This is a genomic window from Elioraea sp. (assembly GCF_022842375.1).
Classification (GTDB): Bacteria; Pseudomonadota; Alphaproteobacteria; order Acetobacterales; family Acetobacteraceae; genus Elioraea_A.
In genome coordinates, this window is record NZ_JALHPR010000045.1 from 1 (window position 1) to 22,859 (window position 22,859).

At 71.3% G+C, this 22,859-nt stretch carries 19 protein-coding genes and 1 pseudogene; 13 read left to right on the forward strand and 7 right to left on the reverse strand.

Annotation, left to right across the window (positions count from 1 at the left end; genetic code table 11):
• From Q0C38_RS21695 to hemC, 4 genes are all read right to left on the reverse strand, one after another.
• On the reverse strand, window positions 1-849 hold an 849-nt coding region (locus Q0C38_RS21695; RefSeq protein ID WP_291299225.1), incomplete at its 3' end, for a heme biosynthesis HemY N-terminal domain-containing protein.
• A gap of 12 nt (window positions 850-861) precedes the next feature.
• Window positions 862-2,124 carry a hypothetical protein gene (locus Q0C38_RS21700; protein WP_291299226.1) on the reverse strand — a complete coding sequence of 421 codons (1,263 nt, stop codon included), beginning with the start codon at window positions 2,122-2,124 and terminating at the stop codon, window positions 862-864.
• Window positions 2,121-2,855 carry a uroporphyrinogen-III synthase gene (locus tag Q0C38_RS21705; protein ID WP_291299227.1) on the reverse strand — a complete coding sequence of 245 codons (735 nt, stop codon included), beginning with the start codon at window positions 2,853-2,855 and terminating at the stop codon, window positions 2,121-2,123. The genes Q0C38_RS21700 and Q0C38_RS21705 overlap by 4 nt, the downstream gene beginning before the upstream one ends.
• 34 nt (window positions 2,856-2,889) lie before the next feature.
• Window positions 2,890-3,921 (reverse strand): hydroxymethylbilane synthase, encoded by a 1,032-nt coding sequence (gene hemC, locus Q0C38_RS21710; RefSeq protein WP_291299228.1) that lies wholly within the window; start codon window positions 3,919-3,921, stop codon window positions 2,890-2,892.
• A 45-nt stretch (window positions 3,922-3,966) separates the two neighbouring features.
• On the opposite strand from hemC, the gene tsaD reads away from it, so the two are divergent.
• The 6 genes from tsaD to Q0C38_RS21740 all read left to right on the forward strand — a co-directional run bounded on the left by tsaD (window position 3,967) and on the right by Q0C38_RS21740 (window position 9,687).
• A complete protein-coding gene (gene tsaD / locus Q0C38_RS21715) occupies window positions 3,967-5,049 on the forward strand; it encodes a tRNA (adenosine(37)-N6)-threonylcarbamoyltransferase complex transferase subunit TsaD (RefSeq protein WP_291299229.1) in 1,083 nt (360 codons plus the stop codon).
• A complete protein-coding gene (gene rlmJ, locus Q0C38_RS21720) occupies window positions 5,046-5,855 on the forward strand; it encodes a 23S rRNA (adenine(2030)-N(6))-methyltransferase RlmJ (protein WP_291299230.1) in 810 nt (269 codons plus the stop codon). The genes tsaD and rlmJ overlap by 4 nt, the downstream gene beginning before the upstream one ends.
• Complete coding sequence (locus Q0C38_RS21725; protein ID WP_291299231.1) at window positions 5,852-6,844, forward strand: NAD(P)H-dependent glycerol-3-phosphate dehydrogenase; 993 nt, start codon at window positions 5,852-5,854, stop codon at window positions 6,842-6,844. Before rlmJ ends, Q0C38_RS21725 begins: the two co-directional genes overlap by 4 nt.
• A 53-nt stretch (window positions 6,845-6,897) precedes the next feature.
• On the forward strand, window positions 6,898-7,740 hold the full coding sequence (locus tag Q0C38_RS21730) for a phytanoyl-CoA dioxygenase family protein (RefSeq protein WP_291299232.1): 843 nt from the start codon (window positions 6,898-6,900) through the stop codon (window positions 7,738-7,740).
• A complete protein-coding gene (locus Q0C38_RS21735; RefSeq protein ID WP_291299233.1) occupies window positions 7,713-8,372 on the forward strand; it encodes a lipocalin-like domain-containing protein in 660 nt (219 codons plus the stop codon). Before Q0C38_RS21730 ends, Q0C38_RS21735 begins: the two co-directional genes overlap by 28 nt.
• A 211-nt stretch (window positions 8,373-8,583) precedes the next feature.
• Entirely contained in the window at window positions 8,584-9,687 is a 1,104-nt protein-coding gene (locus Q0C38_RS21740) for a TRAP transporter substrate-binding protein (RefSeq protein WP_291299234.1), read from the forward strand.
• A 6-nt stretch (window positions 9,688-9,693) separates the two neighbouring features.
• On the opposite strand, the gene ccmB is transcribed toward Q0C38_RS21740, so the two are convergent.
• On the reverse strand, window positions 9,694-10,359 hold the full coding sequence (gene ccmB, locus Q0C38_RS21745) for a heme exporter protein CcmB (RefSeq protein ID WP_291299235.1): 666 nt from the start codon (window positions 10,357-10,359) through the stop codon (window positions 9,694-9,696).
• On the reverse strand, window positions 10,356-11,021 hold the full coding sequence (ccmA, locus tag Q0C38_RS21750; protein WP_408870056.1) for a heme ABC exporter ATP-binding protein CcmA: 666 nt from the start codon (window positions 11,019-11,021) through the stop codon (window positions 10,356-10,358). Before ccmA ends, ccmB begins: the two co-directional genes overlap by 4 nt.
• An 80-nt stretch (window positions 11,022-11,101) precedes the next feature.
• Between ccmA and acnA the strand changes: the two genes are divergently transcribed.
• From acnA to Q0C38_RS21775, 5 genes and pseudogenes are all read left to right on the forward strand, one after another.
• A complete protein-coding gene (acnA, locus tag Q0C38_RS21755; protein WP_291299237.1) occupies window positions 11,102-13,795 on the forward strand; it encodes an aconitate hydratase AcnA in 2,694 nt (897 codons plus the stop codon).
• 158 nt (window positions 13,796-13,953) lie between these two features.
• Window positions 13,954-14,289: pseudogene (locus Q0C38_RS21760) on the forward strand (endonuclease domain-containing protein).
• A 150-nt stretch (window positions 14,290-14,439) separates the two neighbouring features.
• Entirely contained in the window at window positions 14,440-15,969 is a 1,530-nt protein-coding gene (locus Q0C38_RS21765) for a serine hydrolase (RefSeq protein WP_291299238.1), read from the forward strand.
• Window positions 15,970-16,082: 113 nt separating this feature from the next.
• Complete coding sequence (locus Q0C38_RS21770; protein ID WP_291299239.1) at window positions 16,083-16,736, forward strand: hypothetical protein; 654 nt, start codon at window positions 16,083-16,085, stop codon at window positions 16,734-16,736.
• 127 nt (window positions 16,737-16,863) lie between these two features.
• On the forward strand, window positions 16,864-18,447 hold the full coding sequence (locus Q0C38_RS21775; RefSeq protein WP_291299240.1) for an ABC transporter substrate-binding protein: 1,584 nt from the start codon (window positions 16,864-16,866) through the stop codon (window positions 18,445-18,447).
• 12 nt (window positions 18,448-18,459) lie between these two features.
• Here Q0C38_RS21775 and Q0C38_RS21780 read toward each other — a convergent pair whose 3' ends face one another.
• Window positions 18,460-19,683: an MFS transporter gene (locus tag Q0C38_RS21780; RefSeq protein WP_291299241.1), complete on the reverse strand. Its 1,224-nt coding sequence runs from the start codon at window positions 19,681-19,683 to the stop codon at window positions 18,460-18,462.
• Window positions 19,684-19,733: 50 nt separating this feature from the next.
• Between Q0C38_RS21780 and Q0C38_RS21785 the strand changes: the two genes are divergently transcribed.
• Window positions 19,734-20,489: a thioredoxin family protein gene (locus Q0C38_RS21785; RefSeq protein WP_291299242.1), complete on the forward strand. Its 756-nt coding sequence runs from the start codon at window positions 19,734-19,736 to the stop codon at window positions 20,487-20,489.
• 92 nt (window positions 20,490-20,581) lie between these two features.
• On the forward strand, window positions 20,582-22,859 hold a 2,278-nt coding region (locus tag Q0C38_RS21790; protein WP_291299243.1), incomplete at its 3' end, for a helicase-related protein.

Consider the following 22,859-nt stretch of genomic DNA (forward strand, 5'->3'; position numbering starts at 1 on the left):
TATCATGCCACGTTCGAGTGCGCCTTCCGCCCGCCGCCGCTGGCCCCGCGCCTCGAGCGCCGCGACGCGGGCCGCGTGCGCCGCCGGAAGCCCGGGCGCGAGCTCGACCGACTCCTCGATCATCCTGAGCGACGCCTTGCTGTCAGGCTCGTCAGCAGCGGCGCCGAGCAGCAGCGCGGCACGCCGCATCGCCGCGTCGGAGCCCTTGTCCCCCTTCGGGGCGAGGGCGAGTGCCGCGCGCCAGTCACCGGCCCGCGCGGCGGCATCGAACACCAGCGAGCGTGCCCAGGGCGCATCGGGGCGCATCGCCAGCGCCGCGCGGGCGGAGGCTGCCGCCTCATCCTTGTCGCCCTTCTCGACGGCCAGGGCTGCGAGGCAGCGATGGCCGAGGAACGCGCCTGGCGGGCCGACATCGGCGAGCGCGCCGAAGGCCCTCCTCGCCGCGCCCTGGTTGCCGAGAGCACGCGCGGCATGGCCGGCGACCAGCAGCGTCAGCGGCGTATCGCCCAGCCGCTTGCGGGCGCGGGCAACGTCGCGCTGCGCGCCGTATCCGTCGCCGGCGGCCAGCGCGGCCAGCGCTGCGACGAGCGACCTGTCACCCTCCTCGCGGCGTCGTTCGGCGCGGCGCACCCGCCTCCGCCACAGCGCAGCGCGGAACCCGGTGAACAGCTTCACCGTGAGGGCGACGAGGGCGAGCAGCAGCCCGAGCGCCACGCCGCCGAGCCAGAGCGGCGCGTCGACCGTGACGTCGCCGGACTGGAGCTGCATGCGGCCGGGGTTGGCCATCAGCCACAGCGCGGCGGCGACGGCGATGACGAGGGGGATGAGGATCCGAAGGGCGCGGCGCATCGCTCCCGCCCCTCAGCGTGAGAAGGCGAGGGAGCCGAGCGCCGAGCGCGCGGCAAGCAGGGCGGCAGCGCGGGCACGCCACGTGCTGAGCGCCTCGCCTGCGCGGCCGGTCACGGCCTCTGCTGCGCGGACGGTGCCGGCAAGGTCGCCGGCGGTCAACGCACGGTCGACCGCGGCAAGCCGGTCAGCCGTCGCGTCGCCCACCACCACCTCGCCGCCCTTGCGGACGGTCACGATGCCGGCGAGCCGCGAGGTCGCGCGCTCCCACAAGCCCTCGCCCTCGGCTTCCGAGGCGGCCTGTGCGGCGCGGGCGGCTTCGGGGAAGGAGAGGCGGAGTTCCGCCAGTGTTGGCGGCGCAGCGGTGGCGAAGGCTGCGAGCGCGGCTGGCGCCGTGGTGCCGGCCGGCAACTGGCCGAGGGCAGCGCCGAGGGGCTTGCCCTCCTCGAGGGCGGCGGCGACGGCGGCAACCGCCGACATCCGCGCTTCGATGCCGGCGATCGCCTCGCGCGGATCGGGGGGTGCCGGGCGTGCCTCGAGAGCGGCGAGGCGGGCGGTCAGTGCGGCGATGGTCGCGCGGGCCTGATCGTCGACCGGTGGCGGTGGTGCAGCGGGTGCGGGGCGGGATTCGAGGGCCGCGAGACGGGCGGTCAGCGCGGCGAGCGCGGCACGCGCATCGGCGTCGTTTGCCTGACCTGATGGCGCAGGGCGGGATTCCAGGGCCGCGATCCGCTCGACCAGCGCGCCGACGCGGGCGTCGGGCGCAGGTGCCGCGAGTGGCCGCGATTCCAGCGCGGCGACACGGCCGGCGAGGCCAGACAGGGCGGGGTCCTGCACGCCCGCGGGGCCGCCACGGTCGATCGCGAGCCAGATGACGCCGATCGCGACCACGCCGATCGCTGCCCAGAGCGGCCAATGGCTGCGCTCTCCCCGCGCGGCGGCGGGTGGGTTCTGATCGGGCTTCATCCCTGCGGGTTTCTGATCAGTTGGTTTTTGGGCCGCCGGCTTCACTTCCGGGGACTTGGACTCGGGCGGCTTCGGCGGCGAGGACGCCGCTGGGCGATCGGCGGCCTTCGCCTGGCCCGTCATCTCCGCCGGCTTCGCCTCGGGCTTGATGTCAACCGGCTTCGCCTGGGCCGTTATCTCCGCCGGCTTCGCCTCGGGCTTGATGTCAACCGGCTTCGCCTCGGGCTTCGGCCCGCTGGGTGGTGTGCCGCTTTGGGGAACGGCCGGCTTCCCCGGCTTGGCGTTGCCTTCCGCCCGCGTCTCGTCGGTCATTCCCGCCCCCTCTTCCCGGTCCGCCCGCCGAGGAGGGCGAGCAGGCTGTCCTGGTCGGGCCGCGCAGCGGCCAGCACCGGCCCGAACCCCATGGGCGCGAGCGTTGCTGCCACGGCTGGGCTGATCGCCAGCGCCGTGACCCCCTGGAGAGTATGCGTCAGCCGCCGCGCCCGCGCGACCCTCGCAAACGCGCGTGCCGCCGAGCGGGAGAAGAACAACGCATGCGACACCCGCCCCTCGGCCAGCGCGGCAGCGACAGGGGGCGTCAGCGTCGGCCGCTGCACGACGCGGTAGACGACGCGGCGCAGCACCCGGAAGCCGCGCGCCCTGAGGTCGGCGGCCAGCGGCATCCCGGCACCTTCGGCGGTCGCGAGCAGCAGCGGCGCACCGGCGGGGTCGCAGAAGCGCGCGGCAAGTGCTGCGAGGTCACGCGCATCGCCTGATGCGCTCGCGGCCTCGCGGAACCCGGCAGCGCGTGCCGATGCCGCCGTTGCATCGCCGACCGCGAGCGCTGGCAGGTTCCGGAACCGGGCCGGCAGGTGTCTCACCGCGTTCATGCTACCGAGGACAACGGCCTGGACGGCCCTCGGCTGCGGCAGGGGCCCCTTCACGCGTGCAATCCTCAGCTGCGGGGCGGCGAGCCCGGTGAGGCCGTGTGCAGCAAGCCGCGCGACCGTCTCCGACGCATCAGGCTCCTGCCGCGTGACGAGGACGAGCCCCGTGCCGGTCATGCTGATGCGTCACGCAGAGCCCGCAAATGGGCTCTCATGGCTGGAAGATGTCGGCCGGGCTGTCGCGGCGCAGGCTGTCGCCGAGCGTCCTGCCCAGCGCCTCCGCGTCCACCGGCGCGCCGCTGATCGCCCGGTGCAGCAGGAAAGACCCATCGGGCCGCGCGACCAGGCCCGTCAGGTGCAGCGTGCCATCCGCCCCCAGCGTGGCATGGCCGCCGATCGGCGTGCGGCAGGAGCCGTCGAGGGCGGCAAGCATCGCCCGTTCCGCCCGGCTCACCGCCGCGGCCTCCGGGTCCTCGATGCCGGACAGCAGGTCGTGCAGCTCCGTGTCCGCCGCGCGCACGGTGACGCCGACGATGCCTTGGCACGCAGCCGGCACCATCATTGCCGCGTCGATCACCAGCGCTGCCTCGCGCTCCAGCCCGAGGCGGCGGAGGCCGGCATAGGCGAGGAAGGTCGCATCCACCACGCCAGCCCGCACCTTGGCGATGCGGGTGGCGACATTGCCCCGGATCAGGGCCGGGCGAAGGTCAGGCCGCCGATGCAGCAGCTGCGCCGCGCGGCGGACGGACGCCGTGCCGATCACGGCGCCAGGCGGGATGGCGGCGAAGGGGTCAGCCGCGTCGGGGACGCCGCAACGCGGGCCGAGGATCAACGCATCACGCGCATCCTCCCGCGTCATGCAGCAGGCGAGCACGATGCCGTCGGGCAGTGCCGTCTCGAGGTCCTTCAGCGAGTGGACGGCGAAATCCACCCGCCCATCGGCCAGCGCCTCATGGATTTCCTTGGCGAACAGCCCCTTGCCGCCGATGTCGACCAGCGAGCGATCCTGCACGGCATCGCCGGTGGTGGTGATGGCATGCTCCTCGAACGCCTCCGCCGCCTTCAGCACGGGGCAGAAGCTCACCAGCCGCGCCATGAACATGCGCGTCTGCACGAGCGCCAGCGGCGAGGCGCGCGTGCCGATCCGCAGCGGCAGCGCGGCCCTGCCGCGGCGCGGCGGCGGGTGCGGGGCGAGGACGCCGTCTCTCTGGCTGGGGGGGGAACTGGTGGGGTGGCGTGACATTGCTGGGGTGCCTACAACGCCCCCCACATGGAGGGAAGTGCGCCGATGGCAATGGAGCTGTCCGGTCACCTTGCCGGTCTCGTCCCCGGCCCGGTCCTGGGAATCGAGACGAGCTGCGACGAAACTGCCGCTGCCCTGCTCGCGCCGGACGGGACCGTGCTGGCCGAGGCGCTGTTCAGCCAGCATGAGGACCATGTCCGCTATGCCGGCGTGGTGCCCGAGATCGCCGCCCGCGCCCATCTCGCCCGGCTGCCGGCGATGGTCGAGGCCGTTCTCGATGGCCAGCCCGCGCCCGCCGTGGTCGCGGCGACGGCGGGGCCCGGGCTGATCGGCGGGCTCGTGGTCGGCGCCGGCTATGCCAAGGGGTTCGCGCTCGCGCGCGGCATCCCCTTCCTCGCGATCAACCATCTCGAGGCGCATGCGCTGTCGGCCCGCCTGCCGATGTTGGGTGCGCCGCCCGCCTTCCCCTATCTCACGCTGCTCGTCTCCGGCGGGCACTGCCTGCTGGCCGAAACCGCCGGGCCGGGCGCGCACACGTTGCTCGGAACGACGCTCGACGATGCGCCTGGCGAGGCGTTCGACAAGGTGGCCAAGATGCTCGGCCTCGGCTGGCCGGGCGGGCCGGCGATCGAGGCGCTGGCGGTGGAGGGCGATGCGAAGCGCTTCGGCCTGCCGCGACCCATGGTCGGCAGGCCGGGCTGTGACTTCTCCTTCTCGGGCCTCAAGACGGCGGTGGCCGTGATTGCCGCGACCTATCCGCTTGGCGCGTTGCCGCGACAGGACGCCGCCGATCTCGCGGCCGGGTTCCAGGCCTCCGTCGCCGCCTCGCTCGCCGACCGTGCTGGCCGCGCGATGGCCGCCTTCGTCGCGCGGCACGGGTATGCGGCGACACTCGTCGTCAGCGGCGGCGTGGCGGCCAACGGCGCGATCCGCGCGCGGCTGGCCGAGGCATGCGCGCGCGCCGGCTTCGCGCTTGCCGCACCGCCCATCCGGCTTTGCACCGACAATGCCGTGATGGTCGCCTGGGCCGCGATCGAGCGGCTGCGCACGGGCCTCGCGCCCGACGGCATGGACGTCGCGCCACGGCCGCGCTGGCCGCTGGGCGCAGGGGTGGGGGAGGCTGCGTGAACTATCGCCACGGCTTCCACGCCGGCAACCACGCCGATTGCCTGAAGCATGCGCTGCTCGTCGGGCTGCTCGGCGCGCTGCGCCGCAAGGACACGCCCTTCGCGGTGGCCGACCTGCATGCCGGCCGCGGCACCTACGACCTGGCCGGCGACCAGGCGATGCGGACGGGGGAATGGAAGGGCGGGATCGGCAGGCTGCTCGCCGACACGCCGGAACCGCTTGCCGAATACGTCACGCTCGTGCAACGGCTCGGCCTCTACCCTGGCTCGCCGGCGATCATCCGCGCGCTGCTGCGCGAGGGCGACAGGCTGGTCGCGAACGAGAAGCACGCGGAGGAGCATGCGGCACTCGCGGCATGGGCCGCGGGCGATGCGCGCATCACTGTTCGGCAGGGCGATGCCTACGTGCTGAAGGGCCTCGTGCCGCCAGCGGGTTTCAAGCGCGGCCTCGTGCTGTTCGACCCGCCCTACGAGGCGGAGGATGAGGCAGCGAAGCTGGTGGCAGCCCTCATCGCCGCGCACCGTGCCGCGCCGACGCTGGTCCTCGCCGCGTGGTATCCCGTGAAGCACCTGGCCCCTGTGCGCGCGCTTCGCGATGCCGTGCGGGAGGCACGCCTGCCGAAGCTGCTCGACGCAGCACTCTATCTCCGCCCGCCACTCGACCCGACGCGGCTGAACGGCTCCGGGCTGCTGATCGTCAACGCGCCGTATCGTTTCGGGGAGGTAGCGAAGCCGATCCTCGCCGCCCTCGCCGCACGGCTGGCCGACGTGGCTGACGGTGCGGTTCACCTGGATGCCGCGGCATGAGCGCGCGCATCGCCGTGATCGGTGCGGGTGCGTGGGGAACGGCGCTTGCCGTCAGGCTCGCGCAGGAAGGGCGCGCGGTGACGCTATGGGCTCGCGACCCGCATCGCGCGGCCGAGATCGCGGTGACGCGCGAGAACACGCGGCTGCTGCCTGGCGTGACGCTGCCCGAGGCGCTCGCGGTCACCGCCGATGCGACCGCGGCGCTCGCGCATGCGGACGCCGTTCTACTCGCGGTGCCAACGCAGGGCCTGCGCGTCGTTGCCGGGGCGATCGCGCCGCACTGGCCGGGTGTCGCGCCCGCCGTGCTTTGCGCCAAGGGGATCGATGCAGCAACGTTGCAGTTGCCGCACGAGATCGTCGCCGCCGCGCTGCCCGACGTGCCGCTCGCCGCGTTGACAGGGCCGAACTTCGCGCACGAGATCGCCGCGAGGCTTCCCGCCGCTGCCGTTCTCGCCGCCCCCGATGCGGCGGCGCGCGCGGCCCTCCTTGCCCACCTCGCCATCGCGCGGCTGCGTCTCTACCCCTCTCCTGATCTCGTTGGCGCTGCGCTCGGCGGGGCGGCGAAGAATGTCGTGGCGATCGCGGCCGGCGTGGTCGAGGGGCTTGGGCTTGGCGAGAACGCGCGCGCGGCGCTGATCACGCGCGGGGTGGCGGAACTCGCCCGGCTGGTTGCCGCCGAAGGGGGCAGGCCGGAGACGGCGGCCGGCCTCTCGGGCCTCGGCGACCTTGTGCTCACCTGCACCGGTGGGGCGAGCCGCAACCACTTGCTTGGCATCGCGCTCGGGCGGGGGGGGAGCCTCGCGCAGATCCTCGCCGCGCGTGCCGGGGTGACGGAGGGGGTGGCGACCGCGCCCGCCCTCGTTGCCCGCGCCGCGCGCCATGGCGTGGAGCTCCCGATCGCCGAGGCCGTGGCGGCGCTTGTCGCCGGCCACGCCACCGCACCGGCGCTGGCCGAGGGGCTGCTCGCCCGTTCCCTACGGGGGGAATGACGGCGCAACGCCGCTCGTCCTACACTCCCCGCAACGGTGGTGGAGGCAGGGTGATGGACGGGTTCGCGGGACCGGCGCGGCCGACGCAGGCCGAGATCGAGACCTACGCCAGGGACGGGGTGGTGAAGCTCGCCGGCGTGTTCGACGCGGGCTGGATCGAGGCGCTGCGCGAGGGCGTCGAGGAGAACATGCGCAACCCCGGGCGCTACGGGAAGCGCTACACGCCAGAGGGCAGCCCCGGCATGTTCTTCGGCGACTACTGCAACTGGCAGCGCATCGACGGCTATCGCCGCTTCCTGGCCGGGAGCCCCGCCGCCGCTCTCGCCGGGCGACTGATGGGCAGCGGCAAGGTGAACGTGTTCCACGAGCATGTGCTGGTGAAGGAACCCGGCACGCGCGAGCCGACGCCGTGGCACAACGACCAGCCCTACTGGACGGTGGATGGCGAGCAGGTGTGCTCGATGTGGATCCCGCTCGACCCCGTGGCGCGCGAGAACGGCGTCGAGTATGTGCGTGGCAGCCATCTCGCGCGCACCTGGTACACGCCGCGCCGCTTCGCCGACCAGGCGAACCACCCGGCGAACGACCCGCGCTTCATTCCGGTTCCCGACATCGCCGGCAACCGCGACAAGTACGACCTTGTCGGCTTCGACCTCGAGCCGGGTGACTGCGTGGTGTTCCATGGCCTCACGCTGCACGGCGCGCCGGGCAACGCGTCGTCCACCCATCGCCGCCGTGCCGTGTCGGTGCGGTGGACGGGCGATGACGCGCGCTTCGTGCTGCGCGAGGGGTTCATGAGCCCGCCGCCACCGGAGGCAGGCGGGCCCGAGCCGGGCGCGCCGATGGACAGCGAGGTGTTTCCCGTGGTGTGGCGGGCGTCGTCGGCGTCACCCTGACGGCGTCCTGCGCTGCTCGATTGCTGCACATCAATGCGCTGGCGAGGCGGCTGATCATTAGCTGTCAACGTGGACGCACGGGCCGGCTCAGCGGCGCGATGCGCAACATCACGGAGGCAGCCATGAACACCCGCGCGGCTTTCCTGGGCGCATGCCTGTTTGCCCTCGCCCCTGTTGCCCTCATCCCGGCCGGGCCTGCCCTGGCACAGGGCCCGTCCCCGCTCGTCGGAACCTGGCAACTTGTCTCGTTCGAAGCGGAGAGCCAGGCGACCGGGGCGCGTGAGCCGGCACGGGGAGCGCACCCAGGCGGCTACATCGCCTTCACGCCCGAGGGGCGCATGCTCGTCCTGATCACGAATGAGGGGCGCACCGCGCCCGCCAATGACCAGGATCGCGCTGCGCTCTTCCTCTCCATGGTCGCCTATGCCGGCCCCTACACCACCGACGCGAGCAGCTGGACCACGCGCGTCGACGTCGCCGCAAACCCCGCCCTGGTCGGGACGGAACAGCGGCGATCGTTCCGCCTGGATGGCAACCTGCTCCAGGAATCGACCGACGTGATGCAATGGGCGGCACATCCCGAGCGCGGCCCGGTCCGCTTTCTCATCACCTATCGGCGCGTCGATCGGTGAGCGGTGCCGGCGCGCCCCGTGGACGAGGCGGCGCGCGCCGGCACGATTCTCCTCATCTCCCGAAAATCCTGGTCGGGATGTACCCCTGGTCGAGTTAGGCTACGATCCGCCGCGGACAGGAATCGCGCTCCGTGGCAACGATCACGGCTCGCTTCTGCGGGGGAAAAGGCCGGGCGGCGAAACGACCGATCCGGATGAGAAGAGGACCAGGATGACAAGCACAACACGCATTTCCCGTCGCGGCGCCGTCGTGGCCGCCGCTGCCGCTGGTGCTGCCGCACTGCCGGCACCGGCCATCAGCCAGGGGCGCATCGAGTGGCGCATGGTCACGGCCTGGCCGATGAACCTGCCTGGCCCCGGCGTCTCGGCCAACCGGGTGGCAGAGCGCATCGGGCTGCTCACGGGCGGGCGGCTTACCGTGCGGGTGTTCGGCGGCGGCCAGATCGTTCCGCCCTTGGGCGTGTTCGATGCCGTGAGCCAGGGAACGGCCGAGCTCTATCACGCCGTGCCGGCCTACTGGCTCGGCAAGCTGCGCGGCATCGGCTTCTTCGGCTCCTTCCCCTTCGGCATGACGGCGCAGGAACTCGTCGGCTGGATGAACTGGGGCGGCGGCCAGGCGCTGTATGACGAGGCCTATGCGCGGTTCGGCTTGAAGCCGTTCCTGTGTGGGGATTCCGGGCCGCAGTTCATGGGGTGGTTCCGTAAGGAGATCAATTCGATCGACGATTTCCGGGGCCTGCGCTACCGCAATGCCGGGCTTGGCGGGGAGATGTATCGCCGTGCGGGTGCGTCCGTCGTCACGCTGCCGGCGGGGCAGATCTTCCAGGCGCTGCAATCGGGCACGATCGACGCGGCAGAGTTCATCGGCCCCTGGAACGACATGACGCTGGGCTTCCACCAGGTGGCGAAGTTCTTCTACACCCCCGGCGTGCAGGAGCCGTCGTCGTCGGAGGAGATCGGCGTCAACAAGGCGAAGTACGACGCGCTGCCCGATGACCTGAAGGCCGCCATCCGGTTCGCAGCACAAGCGAGCTACATGGAAGGTCTGACGGAGTATGACTATCGCCATCCGATCGCGCTGAAGGAGGCGGTGGACCGGCACGGCGTGCAGGTGAAGGAAGCGCCGCGCGACCTGCTGATCGCGCTCGGCAACGCCGCCGGCGAGGTGCTGAAGGAACTGCGGGACGACCAGGACGCGCTGACCAAGCGCATCGCCGAGAGCTACGTCGCGCACCGCAACCTCCAGGCCGGCTTCGCGCCGATCTCCTACACGGCCGTGCAGCAGGCGCGGACGCTGCCCATTCGTTGGGGCTGACGACCGCTATTCAGTAGCCGCCCTGAGCGCGGCCCCAGCAGCAAGCGGGCAGAGCGGCAGGGCGGCGGCGGCCATCGCGGCGAGCATCGCGAGATGCGGCCGCACCGCCATGTCTGACGCCGCCGCCTCGACCGCCGCGACGCCGAAGATCAGCGCGGGGATCGCGAGCGGCAGCACGAGCAGCGGCAGCAGCACGCCGCCGCGCCGCGCGCCGAGCGTGAGTGCCGCCCCCGCCGTGCCGAGCAGCGACAGGATCAGCGAGCCGAGCGCCAGCGCCGCGACCAGCACGCCAAGACCCTCGAGCGGCAGGTTCAGCATGATCGCGGCCAACGGCGAGGCGATCAGCAGGGGCACGCCCGTCGAGAGCCAGTGCGCGGCGGCCTTGGCACCGGCGACCAGGGCGGGGTCGAGGCCCGACAGCATCGCCTGGTCGAGCGTTCCGTCCTCGTAGTCGGCGCCGAGCAGCCGGTCGAGCGGCAGCAGGGCCGCGAGCAGGGCCGCGACCCACACCACGCCGGGGGCGATGCGCGCGAGAAGCTCGGGTGCAGGGCCGACGCCGAAGGGGAACAGCCCGACGGCGAGCAGGAAGAAGGCCACGGCCGCGAGCGTGTCGCCGGCGTTGCGGCGGGCGAGGGCGAGGTCGCGCCGCAGCATCCCCCAGAAAATGCTCATGCCGCGTCCACGTCCTCGCGGGGGCGTACGTTGAAGCGAAGCTGCGCGGCGTTCGGCAGCGGCAGTGGCAGGTGCGACGAGGCGACGATGATGCCCCCCGCCGCACGGTGGGCCGCCATCACCGCGCCGAGCGCCGCGACGCCGGCATGGTCGAGCGCGACGGTCGGCTCATCGAGCAGCCAGAGCGGGCGGCGGGCGAGCGGCAGGCGGGCGAGTGCGACGCGCCGCCGCTGCCCGGCCGAGAGGATGCGGATGGGGGCCGCGGCGAGATGGGCGAGCCCCATCGCCACCATCGCCGCCCCGGCATGCGCCGGGTCGACGCCCGCTATCCGCCCCTCGTGCGCCAGGGCCTGTTCCACGGTGAAGGCCGTCTTGATCGCATCCTGGTGGCCGACGAGGGAGAGCCTGGCGGCATGGGCCGAACGGTCGGCCATCGCATCCTCCCCCGACCAGAGCAGCCGGCCGGCAGCCGCCCGTCCGAGCCCGGCGAGGACGCGCAGCAGCGTGGTTTTCCCCGCCCCGTTGGGCCCGGTGAGGGTGAGCGCCATGCCGGGGGTGAGGGTGAAGCTCACGCCCGCGAATACGCTTCTCCCCCCACGCTCTGCGGCAAGTGCATCGGCCTGGAGCAAGAATCGCGAATCCTTCGTTGTTGGACCGTTCAACCCTATGGTGTATGCGGTTGTCCCGCAAACGCGGCCGGGCCCTGTGCGCCCTCTCGCCGCGTCAAACGCGGAGCGAACCCATGAGAATGATCGGGCAGGACAGCCTGAAGACCCGCCGGACCCTGACGGCGGGCGGCAAGAGCTATGACTACTTCTCCATCCCCGAGGCTGCGAAGGCGCTCGGCGCCGACCTGGCGCGCCTGCCGGTGACGCTGAAGATCCTGCTCGAGAACATCCTCCGCTTCGAGGACGGGCGCACCTATTCGGTGACCGACGCCAAGTCGATCGCCGAGTGGCTGGGTGCCGCCCGCTCCGACAAGGAGGTGCCGTTCCGCCCCGCCCGTATCCTGATGCAGGACTTCACGGGCGTTCCCGCCGTGGTCGACCTCGCGGCGATGCGCGATGGCATGATCCGGCTGGGCGGTGACCCGCAGAAGGTGAACCCCCTCGTGCCGGTCGACCTCGTGATCGACCATTCGGTGATGGTCGATGAGTTCGGCAAGGCCGACAGCTTCGGCAAGAACGTCGATGTCGAGTTCGAGCGGAATGCCGAGCGCTACGTGTTCCTGCGCTGGGGCCAGGGGAGCTTCAACCGCTTCCGCGTGGTGCCGCCCGGCACCGGCATCTGCCACCAGGTGAACCTCGAATACCTCGCCCAGGCCGTGTGGACCGACACGATCGACGGTGTCGAGATCGCCTACCCCGACACCTGCTACGGCACCGACAGCCACACCACGATGGTGAACGGCATGGGCGTGCTCGGCTGGGGCGTCGGCGGCATCGAGGCGGAGGCCGCGATGCTCGGCCAGGCGATCGCGATGCTGATCCCCGACGTGATCGGCTTCCGCCTCACCGGTCGCCTGCCCGAGGGCGCGACCGCGACCGACCTGGTGCTCACCGTCACGCAGATGCTGCGGAAGAAGGGCGTCGTCGGCAAGTTCGTGGAGTTCTTCGGCCCCGGCCTCGACGAGATGACGCTGGCCGACCGTGCGACCATCGCCAACATGGCGCCCGAGTATGGTGCCACCTGCGGGTTCTTCCCCGTCGATGCCGCGACGATCGACTATCTCCGCCTGTCCGGCCGCGAGGAGGACCGCATCGCCCTCGTCGAGGAATACTGGAAGGCGCAGGGCATGTTCCGCGAGAAGAACACGCCCGACCCCGTGTTCACCGATACGCTCGAACTCGACATGGGAACGGTCGAGCCCTCGCTCGCCGGGCCGAAGCGGCCGCAGGACCGCGTGCTGCTGAAGGACGCGACGAAGTCCTTCAAGGAGGAGCTCACGAAGTCGCTCGGCGTCGCGCCGGCCGACGTGGCGAAGCGGATGCCGGTCGAGGGCACGAACTATGAGCTCGGCCATGGCGACGTGGTGATCGCTGCCATCACCTCCTGCACCAACACCTCCAACCCCTACGTGATGGTGGCCGCCGGCCTCGTCGCGCGGAAGGCCCGCGAGAAGGGGCTCACGGTGAAGCCGTGGGTCAAGACCTCGCTCGCCCCCGGTTCGCAGGTGGTGACGGAGTATCTCGAGAAGGCGGGGCTGCAGGTCGATCTCGACGCGATGGGGTTCAACCTCGTCGGCTATGGCTGCACCACCTGCATCGGCAATTCCGGGCCGCTCGCCGACCCGATCGTGGATGCGGTGGAGAACGGCAAGCTCGTCGTCGCCTCGGTGCTGTCGGGCAACCGAAACTTCGAGGGCCGCGTGCATGCGAACGTGCGGGCGAACTACCTCGCCTCGCCGCCGCTCGTCGTCGCCTACGCTCTCGCCGGCACGATGAACATCGACGTCGCGACCGAGCCGCTGGGCACGGGGCGTGACGGCAAGCCGGTGTATCTCCGCGACATCTGGCCGACCAACAAGGAGATCGCGGATACGGTGCACGGCACGCTGACGCGCGCGATGTTCCGGAGCCGGTATGGCGATGTGTTCAAGGGCCCGAAGCAGTGGCAGTCGATCGCCGTCGATGGCGGCGAGACGTATCGGTGGAACGATGGTTCCACCTACGTGAAGAACCCGCCCTATTTCGACGGCATGACGATGGCGGTGGGCGAGATCACCGACATCAAGGCCGCGCGGATCCTGTCGTTGCTCGCCGACAGCATCACGACCGACCACATCAGCCCGGCAGGGTCGATCAAGAAGGCCTCTCCTGCCGGCGAGTACCTGATGGAGCGGCAGATCGCGCAGCGCGACTTCAACAGCTACGGCGCACGCCGCGGCAACCATGACGTGATGATGCGCGGCACCTTCGCCAATATCCGCATCAAGAACGAAATGGTTCCGGGCATCGAGGGCGGCATCACCAAGCACTACCCCTCCGGTGACGTGATGCCGATCTACGATGCGGCGATGCGCTACAAGGCGGCTGGCGTGCCGCTCGTGGTGATCGGCGGCAAGGAGTATGGCACCGGTTCGTCGCGCGACTGGGCGGCGAAGGGCACCATGCTGCTCGGCGTGAAGGCCGTGATCGCCGAGAGCTTCGAGCGGATCCACCGCTCGAACCTGGTCGGCATGGGCGTGTTGCCGCTTGTGTTCATGAACGGGATGGACCGCAAGACGCTCGCCTTCACCGGCGAGGAGGTGCTCGACATCGAGGGCCTGACGGCGCTGCGCCCGCGGATGGAGCTCTCACTCGTGATCCATCGTGCCGGTGGCGTGGTGGACAAGGTGCCGGTGCTCTGCCGCGTCGATACGCTCGACGAGGTGGAGTACTACCGCCACGGCGGCATCCTGCAATACGTGCTGCGCGGGATGGCGAAGGCGGCCTGAGGGCCGACCGCCGCCTCACGACCGTCAGTGCCCCCTCACCCTGACCCTCTCCCCCCAAGCGGGGGAGAGGGGACCGTGTGGCGCGGTGTCGCAGGGGGCGTCCCCTCTCCCGTGTGCGGGAGAGGGACAGGGTGAGGGCGGTCCCGTATCGTTCCGCGATGCGACCCACCGTCCGCGCACGCACGCTTCGCCGCACGATGACCGACGCCGAACGCGTGCTGTGGCGGCTGTTGCGGTCACGATCCCTCGCTGGAGCAAAGTTCCGGCGGCAGCACCCGGTTCCGCCGTACATCCTCGACTTCGCCTGTCATGCTGCGCGCGTCGCCGTCTAGGTCGATGGCGGCCAGCACGGGGGCGCCGCGGATGCCGCGCGTGACGCCGCATTGCGACGTTTCGGGTGGCGTGTGCTGAGGGTCTGGAACAACGATGTGCTCTCCAACCCAGCGGGCGTGATGGAGACAATTGCCGCTGCGCTGGAGGCCCCCTCACCCTGACCCTCTCCCCCCGAGGGGGGAGAGGGAACCGTGTGGCGAGGTGCCGGGAGGCGTTCCCTCTCCCGCCCGTGGGAGAGGGACAGGGTGAGGGTGCTGGGAGGCATGTGAGGGGCCTTCCCTTTTCCCGCCCGGCGCGCGACCGTTCCGCGCATGAACACGTTCGATCCCTCCGCCGCCGCCGCCCACGCCGAAACCCTCGCCGCCGTCTGGCGCGCCGAAGGCGGCCCGGGCGGGGCGATCATCCTCCTCGATCGCGACGGGCCCACCCACGCTGCCTGCGGCGGGCTTGCCGATCTCAACACCCCGCTCGCGATCACGCCTGCCACGGGCTTCCGCTGGGCCTCGATCACCAAGCAGGTCCTCGCCGCCACCACGCTGCGGGCGGGCCTCGCGCTTGACGACACGCTGGGCCACCACCTCGCCGAGCTCTCGCCGGCCGTCGGCGCGGTCACCATCGGTCGCGCGCTCGACATGACCTCGGGCCTCCCCGATGCGATGGAAGCGGCGTGGCAGACGCACACGCCACCCTCTGCCGCGATGTCGCGCGCGATGCTCTATCAGTTCGTTTCGAAGCTGCCGGCGCTCAACTACGCCCAAGGCAGCGAGATCAGCTACACCAACACAGGCTACCGTCTGGTGCAGCACGTGGTCGAGAAGCGCATCGGGCCGGTCGGGCCAGCCTGGCGCGAGGCGTATTTCCGCCCCCTCGGCCTGCGCGCGACCCATTTCCCCGAGGACTGGACCGACCCAGTCCCGGGCCTCGCGCGCGGCTACTGGAAGGATGGCGACGGGCTCTGGCATGAGGGCCGCTACGGGCCGCATTTCTCCGGCTCCGGCGGCATGGCAGGCTCGGCGACCGATCTTGCCCTCTGGTGCGCGGCGCTGATCGCAGGCTCAGGTCCGCTCGACGGCGTGCTCGACACGCTCTCCGCCCCGCGGCGGCTGACGGATGGGCGCGAGACCGGCTACGGAATCGGCCTCGGGCGCTCGCCGCTCGGGCCGCACATGTTCTTCGGCCACGGCGGGTCGCTGCCGGGCTTCAAGAACCACGTGCTGGTCAGCCGCGAGCTCAACGCCGGCGTCGTCGTGCTCACGAACAGGGAGGAGACCGACAGCCTCGGCGTCGCTCTCGCGGTGATGGCGGCAGGGCTCGGCGTGACGCAGTCGCCGCCGCTTGCGCCAGGCGCTCTCCGCCCCGGCCTCTACGCGGCTGAGGATGGCGGGCCGTTCTGGATCGAGGTGGCCGATGGCAGCGTGACGTTCCTCGGCGCGACGGAACGCCTCTACGACGGCGGCGATGGCTGGGCCGTCTCTCGCAGCCCGTACATGTGGATCAGGCTCAGGAACGAGGGAGCGGCGATCGCGGGCGAGATCAACCACGCACAGCGACGGTTCGTTCCGGTGCCGGGCGATGCGGCGTGCGACCCTGCCTGGGCAGGCGAATGGCGCAACGACACGTTCGGCGCATCCTTCACCATCGCCGACGGCGCGGTGACCATGGGCGCGGGAACCTTGCGCGCGACGATGCCGCTCACGCCGCTCGGCGTGGGCCGTGCGCTGTTCCGCCGCAGCGACGGTCCGTGGTCGCAACGCCCGTGCCTCAGTTTTGCGGGCGATACGGTTCGGGTTGTCACCAACCGCTGCCGCGTGCTGAACTTCCGCCGAGCCTCGATGTCCTGAAGGCGGCAGCCACCTCTCAACACGATTGCCAGTGAGCGCGGCCGGACGGCGCGCGGCCGACAGGGTCGGGGAAGCGTCCTGCTGTTGCGACACCACGAGAGCGAGGCACGAGGATGAGCCGCATCTACATCGCCCTGGTCGAGACGGGCTCCGACTGGATCACGTTCTGCCGCGCACACTTCATCAAGACGGCGCTGACCAACTGCGCCGGCGTGTTCCTGCTGAAGAGCGGCGTCCCGCCTCCGATCGCGATCGTGAACGAGGATGGGTGGGTCCTGTGGCTCTGCGGGCACGGCAACGCGCAGGTGGTCTGCGGGATGGCGCCGAAGGACCTTGCGACCCTCATCGCTCCGGCCCTGCCGAGCGCCGCCGGGATGATCAACGTCGTCTCCTGCGCGACCGGCCAGGGTTCGGCCCAGGACTTCGCCCGGGCGCTGAAGGCCAAAGGGAAGACCGCGATCCTCAAGGCGCCGCAGAACAACAACACCTTCACCCACGAACTCGGGTTCCGCGTGCTCGAGGACCCTGCGGGCCTGCCCTCCGGTTTCGATGTCAGTGCAACCTACAAGCAGGTCAAGGCAACCCATCAGGTTGCCATCGACGCTGCGACGAAGGTCGTCGATGCCGCGAAGGGCGGGACGATGGATCTCGACAACGCGTGTGAGCGCGTCGCCGAGATGACCAAGGCCTTCTGGACCGATTTCACCAAAGCCTTCGCGGGGTGCTGGAGCATGCCCGGCTCCGGCTGGAAGGCGATCAGCACCTGAAGGGTGGCGCGGCGACGGGCCATGGTCGCAACGCCCGTGCCTGCATCTCGCGGGTGATACGGTTCGGGTTGTCACCAACCGTTGCCGCGTGCTGGACTTCCACCGGGCCTGATCTGGGAGAATGACGATGACGTTCCGCACCACGCTTCTTGCCGCAGGGCTCGCCGCCACCCTCGCCGCGCCCCTCCTCGCACCTTCGGCGTCGGCGCAATCGGTGCTGCGCGTCGTGCCGCACGCCGATCTGCGCACGCTCGATCCCGTTGCCGTCTCGGTCGTCATCACCCGCATGCACGGGCTGATGATCTACGAGACGCTGTTCGCGTGGGACAGCTCTCTCTCCCCCAAGCCGCAGATGGTCGACACGTTCAGCGTGAGCGATGACCAGCTCACCTGGCGCTTCACCCTGCGCGAGGGCCAGCGCTTCCATGACGGCAAGCCGGTGACGACGCGCGACGTCGCCGCCTCGCTCCGCCGCTGGATGGCGCGCGACACCGTGGGGTCGCGCCTCGGCGACTCGCTCGCCAGCCTCGACATTGTCGATGAGCGCACGTTCACGATGGTGCTGAATCGTCCCTTCGGCCTGATGACCTACGCGCTCGGCTCCGCCGTCGGGCAGATCCCCGCGATCATGCGCGAGGAGGATGCGCAGACCGATCCGGGGCGGCCCGTCACCACCACCGTCGGGTCAGGCCCCTTCCGTTTCGTGCGTGACCAGTGGATGGCGGGCCAGCGCGTCGTCTACGAGAAGAACCCCGATTACCGCCCGCGCAGCGAGCCGGCCGACGGGCTGGCCGGCGGGCGCGTCGTGAAGGTCGATCGCGTCGAGTGGCGGAACATCCCCGACGCGTCCACCGTCGCCGCCGCGCTGCAGTCTGGCGAGATCGACATGTGGGAACAGGTCGCGACCGACCTGGTGCCCATCGTCGCGCGCCAGCGCGGCACGGTGCTCGACCGTCTGAACCCGCTCGGCACCCAGGGCATGCTGCGTCCGAACAGCCTGCATGCGCCGTTCAACGATCCGCGCGCGCGGCTGGCACTCGCCTACATCGTGAACCAGGCCGACACGATGACGGCGGGCTTCGGCGACGAGCGGTGGTGGAAGCGGTGCGGGGCCTATTTCGTCTGCGGCACGGCCTATGCGTCCGAGGCGGGCTCCGAGGCCTATGCGCGGCCGAACATCGAGCGGGCACGGTCGCTGCTGGCCGATGCCGGCTATCGCGGCGAGCGCCTCGTGTTCGTCACGACCAACGACATCCCCTGGATCGGGCGGATGGCCGAGGTGGTCACGGCCGGGATGCGCCAGGCGGGCATGAATGTCGACCTCCAGTACAATGACTGGGGCACGGTGATCACCCGCCAGCCGAAGAAGGACCCGCCGGACCAGGGCGGCTACAACCTGTTCGTGACGGGTGCGTCAGGTGCCACGATGTTCCACCCGCTGACGAACATCGGCACCAACATGGCCTGCGATGGACGCAACTGGGCCGGCTGGCCGTGCGACGAGGAGGCGGAGAAGCTGCGCGCCGCCTTCATCGACGCGGCGGACGAGCCGACGCGCAAGCGCATCGCCGAACAGCTCCAGGCGCGGCTGGCGCAGATGCAGCCCTACGTCATCCTCGGCCAGGCCGACGTGCCCTATGCGCGGCGGTCGAATGTCGAGGGCGTTCTCGCCGCGCCGGTGATGGTGTTCTGGAACATCGAGAAGAAGTAGCTCGCGCCGAGCCTAGCTGCGCGCCTCCCCCCGCCGCGCGAGCAGCGCGGTGGGGATGAGCGCTGCCGCGCACACGCACGCCATGGCAAGGAAGGCCGCGCCGCCGAAGCGGGCGTAGAGCGGCCCGCTCGCTGCCGTCAGCAGCATCGTCACGAGGCCTGGGCCGAGGGCCGCGTGCAGCGTCTGCGCCGTGGCACCCAGTTCCGGCGGCACGAGGCGGACGAGCAGCGACGCTGCCCCCAACATGGTCGCGCCGAAGCTGAGTGCGTGGAGCAATTGCAGCGGTCCGATGATCCAGGGGTCGACGCTCAGCGCCGTCACCACCCAGCGGACGATGCCGGCCCCGGCACCGACCGCGAGCAGCCCCACCGGCCCGATGCGGGTGGCCGAGGCGCGGCCAAACAGCAGCAGCGCGATCTCGCCTGTCACGCCGACGGTCCAGAGCAGCCCGGAGAGGTCCGGTCCGATCCCCGCGCTGGCCCAGGCGAGGACCGAGAACCCGTAATGCAGCGCATGGCTGCCCTGGATCAGCCCAGAGGCGAGCAGCAGCAGCGCGAAGCCAGGCCTCCGTAGGAGCGCCGCCCCGAGCCCACGCCCGCGAGCGGGCGGCGTCTCGATGGCCGGCAGCCGGAGCGCGGCCGCGACGGTCGCAGCGAACCCTCCTGCCATAGCCAGCGGTACGATGCCCGCCCCGAGATGGCGCACAGCGACGCCGCCCGCGAGGGTCGCCAACACGAAGGCGATCGAGCCGAGGCCCCTGACGCGCCCAAAATCGCAGAGGCCAAGCCCTGCGGCGCGCAGCGCCACGGCATCGCCGAGTGGCACGAGCGGGGCCGTCACCGCGCCGGCAAGCCCGCAGGCGAGCACCAGCGCCAGCGGCCCCGAGGACATGAGAACCGCGAGGGCTGCCAGCACCCCCGCGGCGGCCGAGAGAGCCGCGATGCGTCGGCGATCGCCCATCGCATCGGCAGCGCGGCCGATCAGCGGGCCTGAGAGCAGGCGTGCGAATTGTTGCGCCGTCAGCGCAATCGCAACCTCGGCGGGATCAAGCCCACGTGATGCAAGGAATGCGGGAAGAAATGGAAGCGTTACTCCCGGTCCAACGAAAACCGCGGCATAGTAGAAGGCGATTCGACCCCCGGCCCCGCCCGCCCGCGTTCCCGACTGGCCTCGCGGCCCTCTCTGATCACCACCGTCTGTCACCGACGCCACGGTAACGAGGAAAAATGGCGCCATCACGCGCGTTTGCGTTGGAACTGGAGCGGCATCGCCACACGATGTTTCGCATGCGTCGTGGCCTGTTCACCCTTGTCTGTGCCGTTCTCGCCGCCCTGCCCCTCGCTGGCCGGGTGTCTGCGCAGGTCGAGCGTACGGCAACCATCGTCGCCGAGCCCGCCCGCGGCCCCATCCTGCTGGAGCTTTTCACAAGCCAGGGTTGCTCCGCCTGCCCGCCGGCCGACAGGCTGCTCGCCTCCCTCGCGCCGCGTGAAGACCTGCTCGTCCTCTCCTTCCACGTGGCCTACTGGGACCACATGGGCTGGGCCGACCCGTTCGCGATCCCTGCCTCCGCCCGCCGCCAGCGCGGCTATGCGCGGACGATGCGGAGCCGCAGCATCTACACGCCGCAGATGGTCATCCAGGGCGGGGTCGCTGCCGTCGGCAGTGACGAGACGCGCATCATGCGCCTCATCGCCGACGCCGCCCCCACCGCGCTGCTGGCCATCACCCGCGAGGCCGGGGCCGTCGAGCGGTTCCAGGTCGAGGTGCCTGAGATGAAGGACGTGACGGTCGCGCTCGAGCTCTGGGCGGTGATGTATGGCAGCGCCGATGGCCGGTTCGTGCCGCATGGCGAGAATGCCGGACACATGCTCCACCACGTGAACGTGGTGCGCCAGGCCGGCATCGTCGCGGTCGTCGAACGGACGCCGGCACTGGTGCAGTTCGACCGCCCCGACATCGCCGGGGCCGATGGCGTGGCGCTGATCCTCCAGGCCCGAAACCTGGGGGCCGTCGTCGGCACGGGCCGCCTTTCGCTCCGCTGAGCCCGGCTGGGGCTCACGCCGCCGCATGACGTTCCCGCAATGCAGTGTCGCGGGCGTTGCGAAGCGGTCGCCACCACGTCCACATTATGCCCATGCCCGGCGGTGATCTCGAGAAGCCCCGCGTCCGCGCGGTGCTCGGCCCGACCAACACCGGCAAGACCCATCTCGCGGTCGAGCGCATGCTGGCGCACGCCACCGGCGTGATCGGCTTTCCCCTCCGCCTGCTCGCCCGGGAGAACTATGACCGAATCGCCGCCCGCGTCGGGCCGTCGAAGGTGGCACTCGTCACCGGCGAGGAGAAGATCGTCCCGCCCACCGCGCGGTGGTTCTGCTGCACCGTCGAGGCAATGCCGATCGAGCGGCATTTTGCCTTCCTGGCCGTTGACGAGATCCAGCTCTGCGCCGACCCCGATCGCGGCCATGTCTTCACCGACCGGCTCCTGAACGCCCGCGGCACCGAGGAGACGATGGTGCTGGGGGCGGAGACGATCCGCCCCCTGCTCCGCCGCCTGGTGCCCGATGCCGCGGTCGAGACGCGGCCGAGGCTCTCCAAGCTCACCCATACCGGACCGGCAAAGCTCACCCGCCTGCCGCCGCGGTCGGCGATCGTCGCCTTCTCGGCGGCCGATGTATACGCGATCGCCGAGGCGCTCCGCCGCCGCCGCGGCGGCTGCGCGGTGGTGATGGGCCGCCTCAGCCCGCGCACGCGCAACGCCCAGGTGGCGATGTACCAGGCCAAGGAGGTGGATTTCCTGGTCGCGACCGATGCGATCGGCATGGGCCTGAACATGGACATCAACCATGTGGCGTTCGCCGGCTTGGGAAAGTTCGACGGCCACCGCCCCCGCGCCTTGTACGCGACGGAACTCGCCCAGATCGCCGGGCGCGCCGGGCGCGGCATGGCCGATGGCACCTTCGGCACGACGGCCGATGCGCCGATGCTCATGCCGGAACTGGCCGATGCGGTGGAGAACCATCGCTTCGATGCGCTTGACCACCTGTACTGGCGGAACGCCGCGCTCGACTTCGCCAGCCTCGACGCGCTGCTCGGCTCGCTCGAACAGCCGAGCCCCCGTCCGGGCCTGGTGCGCGGGGTCGATGCGGCTGACCACCTCGCGCTGGCATCGCTCGCGCGCGACACCGACATCCGCGAGGCCGCAATCGGGCGACGTGCGCTGCGCATGCTGTGGGAGGCGTGCCAGGTGCCGGATTATCGCCGCCTCGGCGATGACAGCCACGCCAGGCTCTGCGGCCGCATCTTCCATGCGCTGAGAGCGCCGCCGCACCGCCTCGCGGCGGGGTTTGTCACCACCCAGCTCGCCGCGCTCGACCGTACGGATGGTGACCTCGACACGCTGATGGCGCGCATCTCGGGCGTGCGCGTCTGGGCCTATGTCGCCTCCCGCCCCGGCTGGGTCGAGGACGCCGAGACGCTGCAGGCAGCCACCCGCGCGTTGGAGGACCGCATCTCCGATGCGCTGCATGAGCGGCTGACGGTGCGTTTCGTCGATCGCCGCGCGGCCCACCTGATCCGCCGCCTCGATGCCGGCGGGGAGGATGATCTGCTGTCGGCCGTCACGCGCGAGGGGGCGGTCGTGGTCGAGGGCCACGGCGTCGGGCGCGTCGAGGGGTTCGTGTTCCACCCCGATCCCGACACGACCGGCATCGGCCGCCAGGCGGTGCTGCGCGCCGCGCGCCGGGCACTGGCCGGCGAGATCCCGCGCCGGGTCGCTGCACTGGAGGCGGAGGGTGATGACGGGTTCGCGGTGAACGAGGCAGGCCGCATCGCTTGGCGGGGGGCCGAGGTGGCGCGGCTTGCCGCGGGGGCCGATCCGCTGCGGCCGCTGGTGGTCGTGCCCGGTGGCGATTTCCTCGATGGCGCGCAACGCGAGCGCATCCGTCGCCGCATCGCCGCCTGGCTCGGCGGCAGGATCGCGCGCGTGCTCGGCCCGCTCCTCGCCCTTGCTGCCGCTGTTGAGGCAGAGCCGTCGCTGCGTGGTCTTGCGCACCGGCTGTCGGAGGGGCTTGGCGTCGCCGTGGGACAGCCGGGGCAGGACATGCTCGCCCACCGCGGGGCGCTGCGGCGCCTCGGCATCCGCATCGGCCGGCACGCGGCGTTCGTGCCTGCCCTGCTGCGGCCAGGGCCAGCTGTGCTGCGGGCGCTGCTGTGGGCGACGGCTCGCGGCATCAGCCCGACGCCCGCGCTGCCGAACCCAGGCGCCGTCAGCATCCGCCCCGACCCCTCCTGGCCGGAGGGCTTCGCCGAGGCGATGGGGTTCGTCACGCTCGGACCGGTCCTGGTGCGCCTCGATATCGCGGAGCGGATCGCGGGGGAGCTGGCCTATGCGACGCGGGCCGGCGGGGCGCCGG

Excerpts from the sequence above, each read along its gene's own strand:
- Q0C38_RS21700 (WP_291299226.1), bottom strand. The coding sequence starts at position 2,124 with ATGACCGACGAGACGCGGGCGGAAGGCAACGCCAAGCCGGGGAAGCCG.
- Q0C38_RS21705 (WP_291299227.1), bottom strand. The coding sequence starts at position 2,855 with ATGACCGGCACGGGGCTCGTCCTCGTCACGCGGCAGGAGCCTGATGCG.
- hemC (WP_291299228.1), bottom strand. The coding sequence starts at position 3,921 with ATGTCACGCCACCCCACCAGTTCCCCCCCCAGCCAGAGAGACGGCGTC.
- tsaD (WP_291299229.1), top strand. The coding sequence starts at position 3,967 with ATGGCAATGGAGCTGTCCGGTCACCTTGCCGGTCTCGTCCCCGGCCCG.
- Q0C38_RS21725 (WP_291299231.1), top strand. The coding sequence starts at position 5,852 with ATGAGCGCGCGCATCGCCGTGATCGGTGCGGGTGCGTGGGGAACGGCG.
- Q0C38_RS21730 (WP_291299232.1), top strand. The coding sequence starts at position 6,898 with ATGGACGGGTTCGCGGGACCGGCGCGGCCGACGCAGGCCGAGATCGAG.
- Q0C38_RS21740 (WP_291299234.1), top strand. The coding sequence starts at position 8,584 with ATGACAAGCACAACACGCATTTCCCGTCGCGGCGCCGTCGTGGCCGCC.
- ccmB (WP_291299235.1), bottom strand. The coding sequence starts at position 10,359 with ATGAGCATTTTCTGGGGGATGCTGCGGCGCGACCTCGCCCTCGCCCGC.
- acnA (WP_291299237.1), top strand. The coding sequence starts at position 11,102 with ATGAGAATGATCGGGCAGGACAGCCTGAAGACCCGCCGGACCCTGACG.
- Q0C38_RS21765 (WP_291299238.1), top strand. The coding sequence starts at position 14,440 with ATGAACACGTTCGATCCCTCCGCCGCCGCCGCCCACGCCGAAACCCTC.
- Q0C38_RS21770 (WP_291299239.1), top strand. The coding sequence starts at position 16,083 with ATGAGCCGCATCTACATCGCCCTGGTCGAGACGGGCTCCGACTGGATC.
- Q0C38_RS21775 (WP_291299240.1), top strand. The coding sequence starts at position 16,864 with ATGACGTTCCGCACCACGCTTCTTGCCGCAGGGCTCGCCGCCACCCTC.
- Q0C38_RS21780 (WP_291299241.1), bottom strand. The coding sequence starts at position 19,683 with ATGGCGCCATTTTTCCTCGTTACCGTGGCGTCGGTGACAGACGGTGGT.
- Q0C38_RS21785 (WP_291299242.1), top strand. The coding sequence starts at position 19,734 with ATGCGTCGTGGCCTGTTCACCCTTGTCTGTGCCGTTCTCGCCGCCCTG.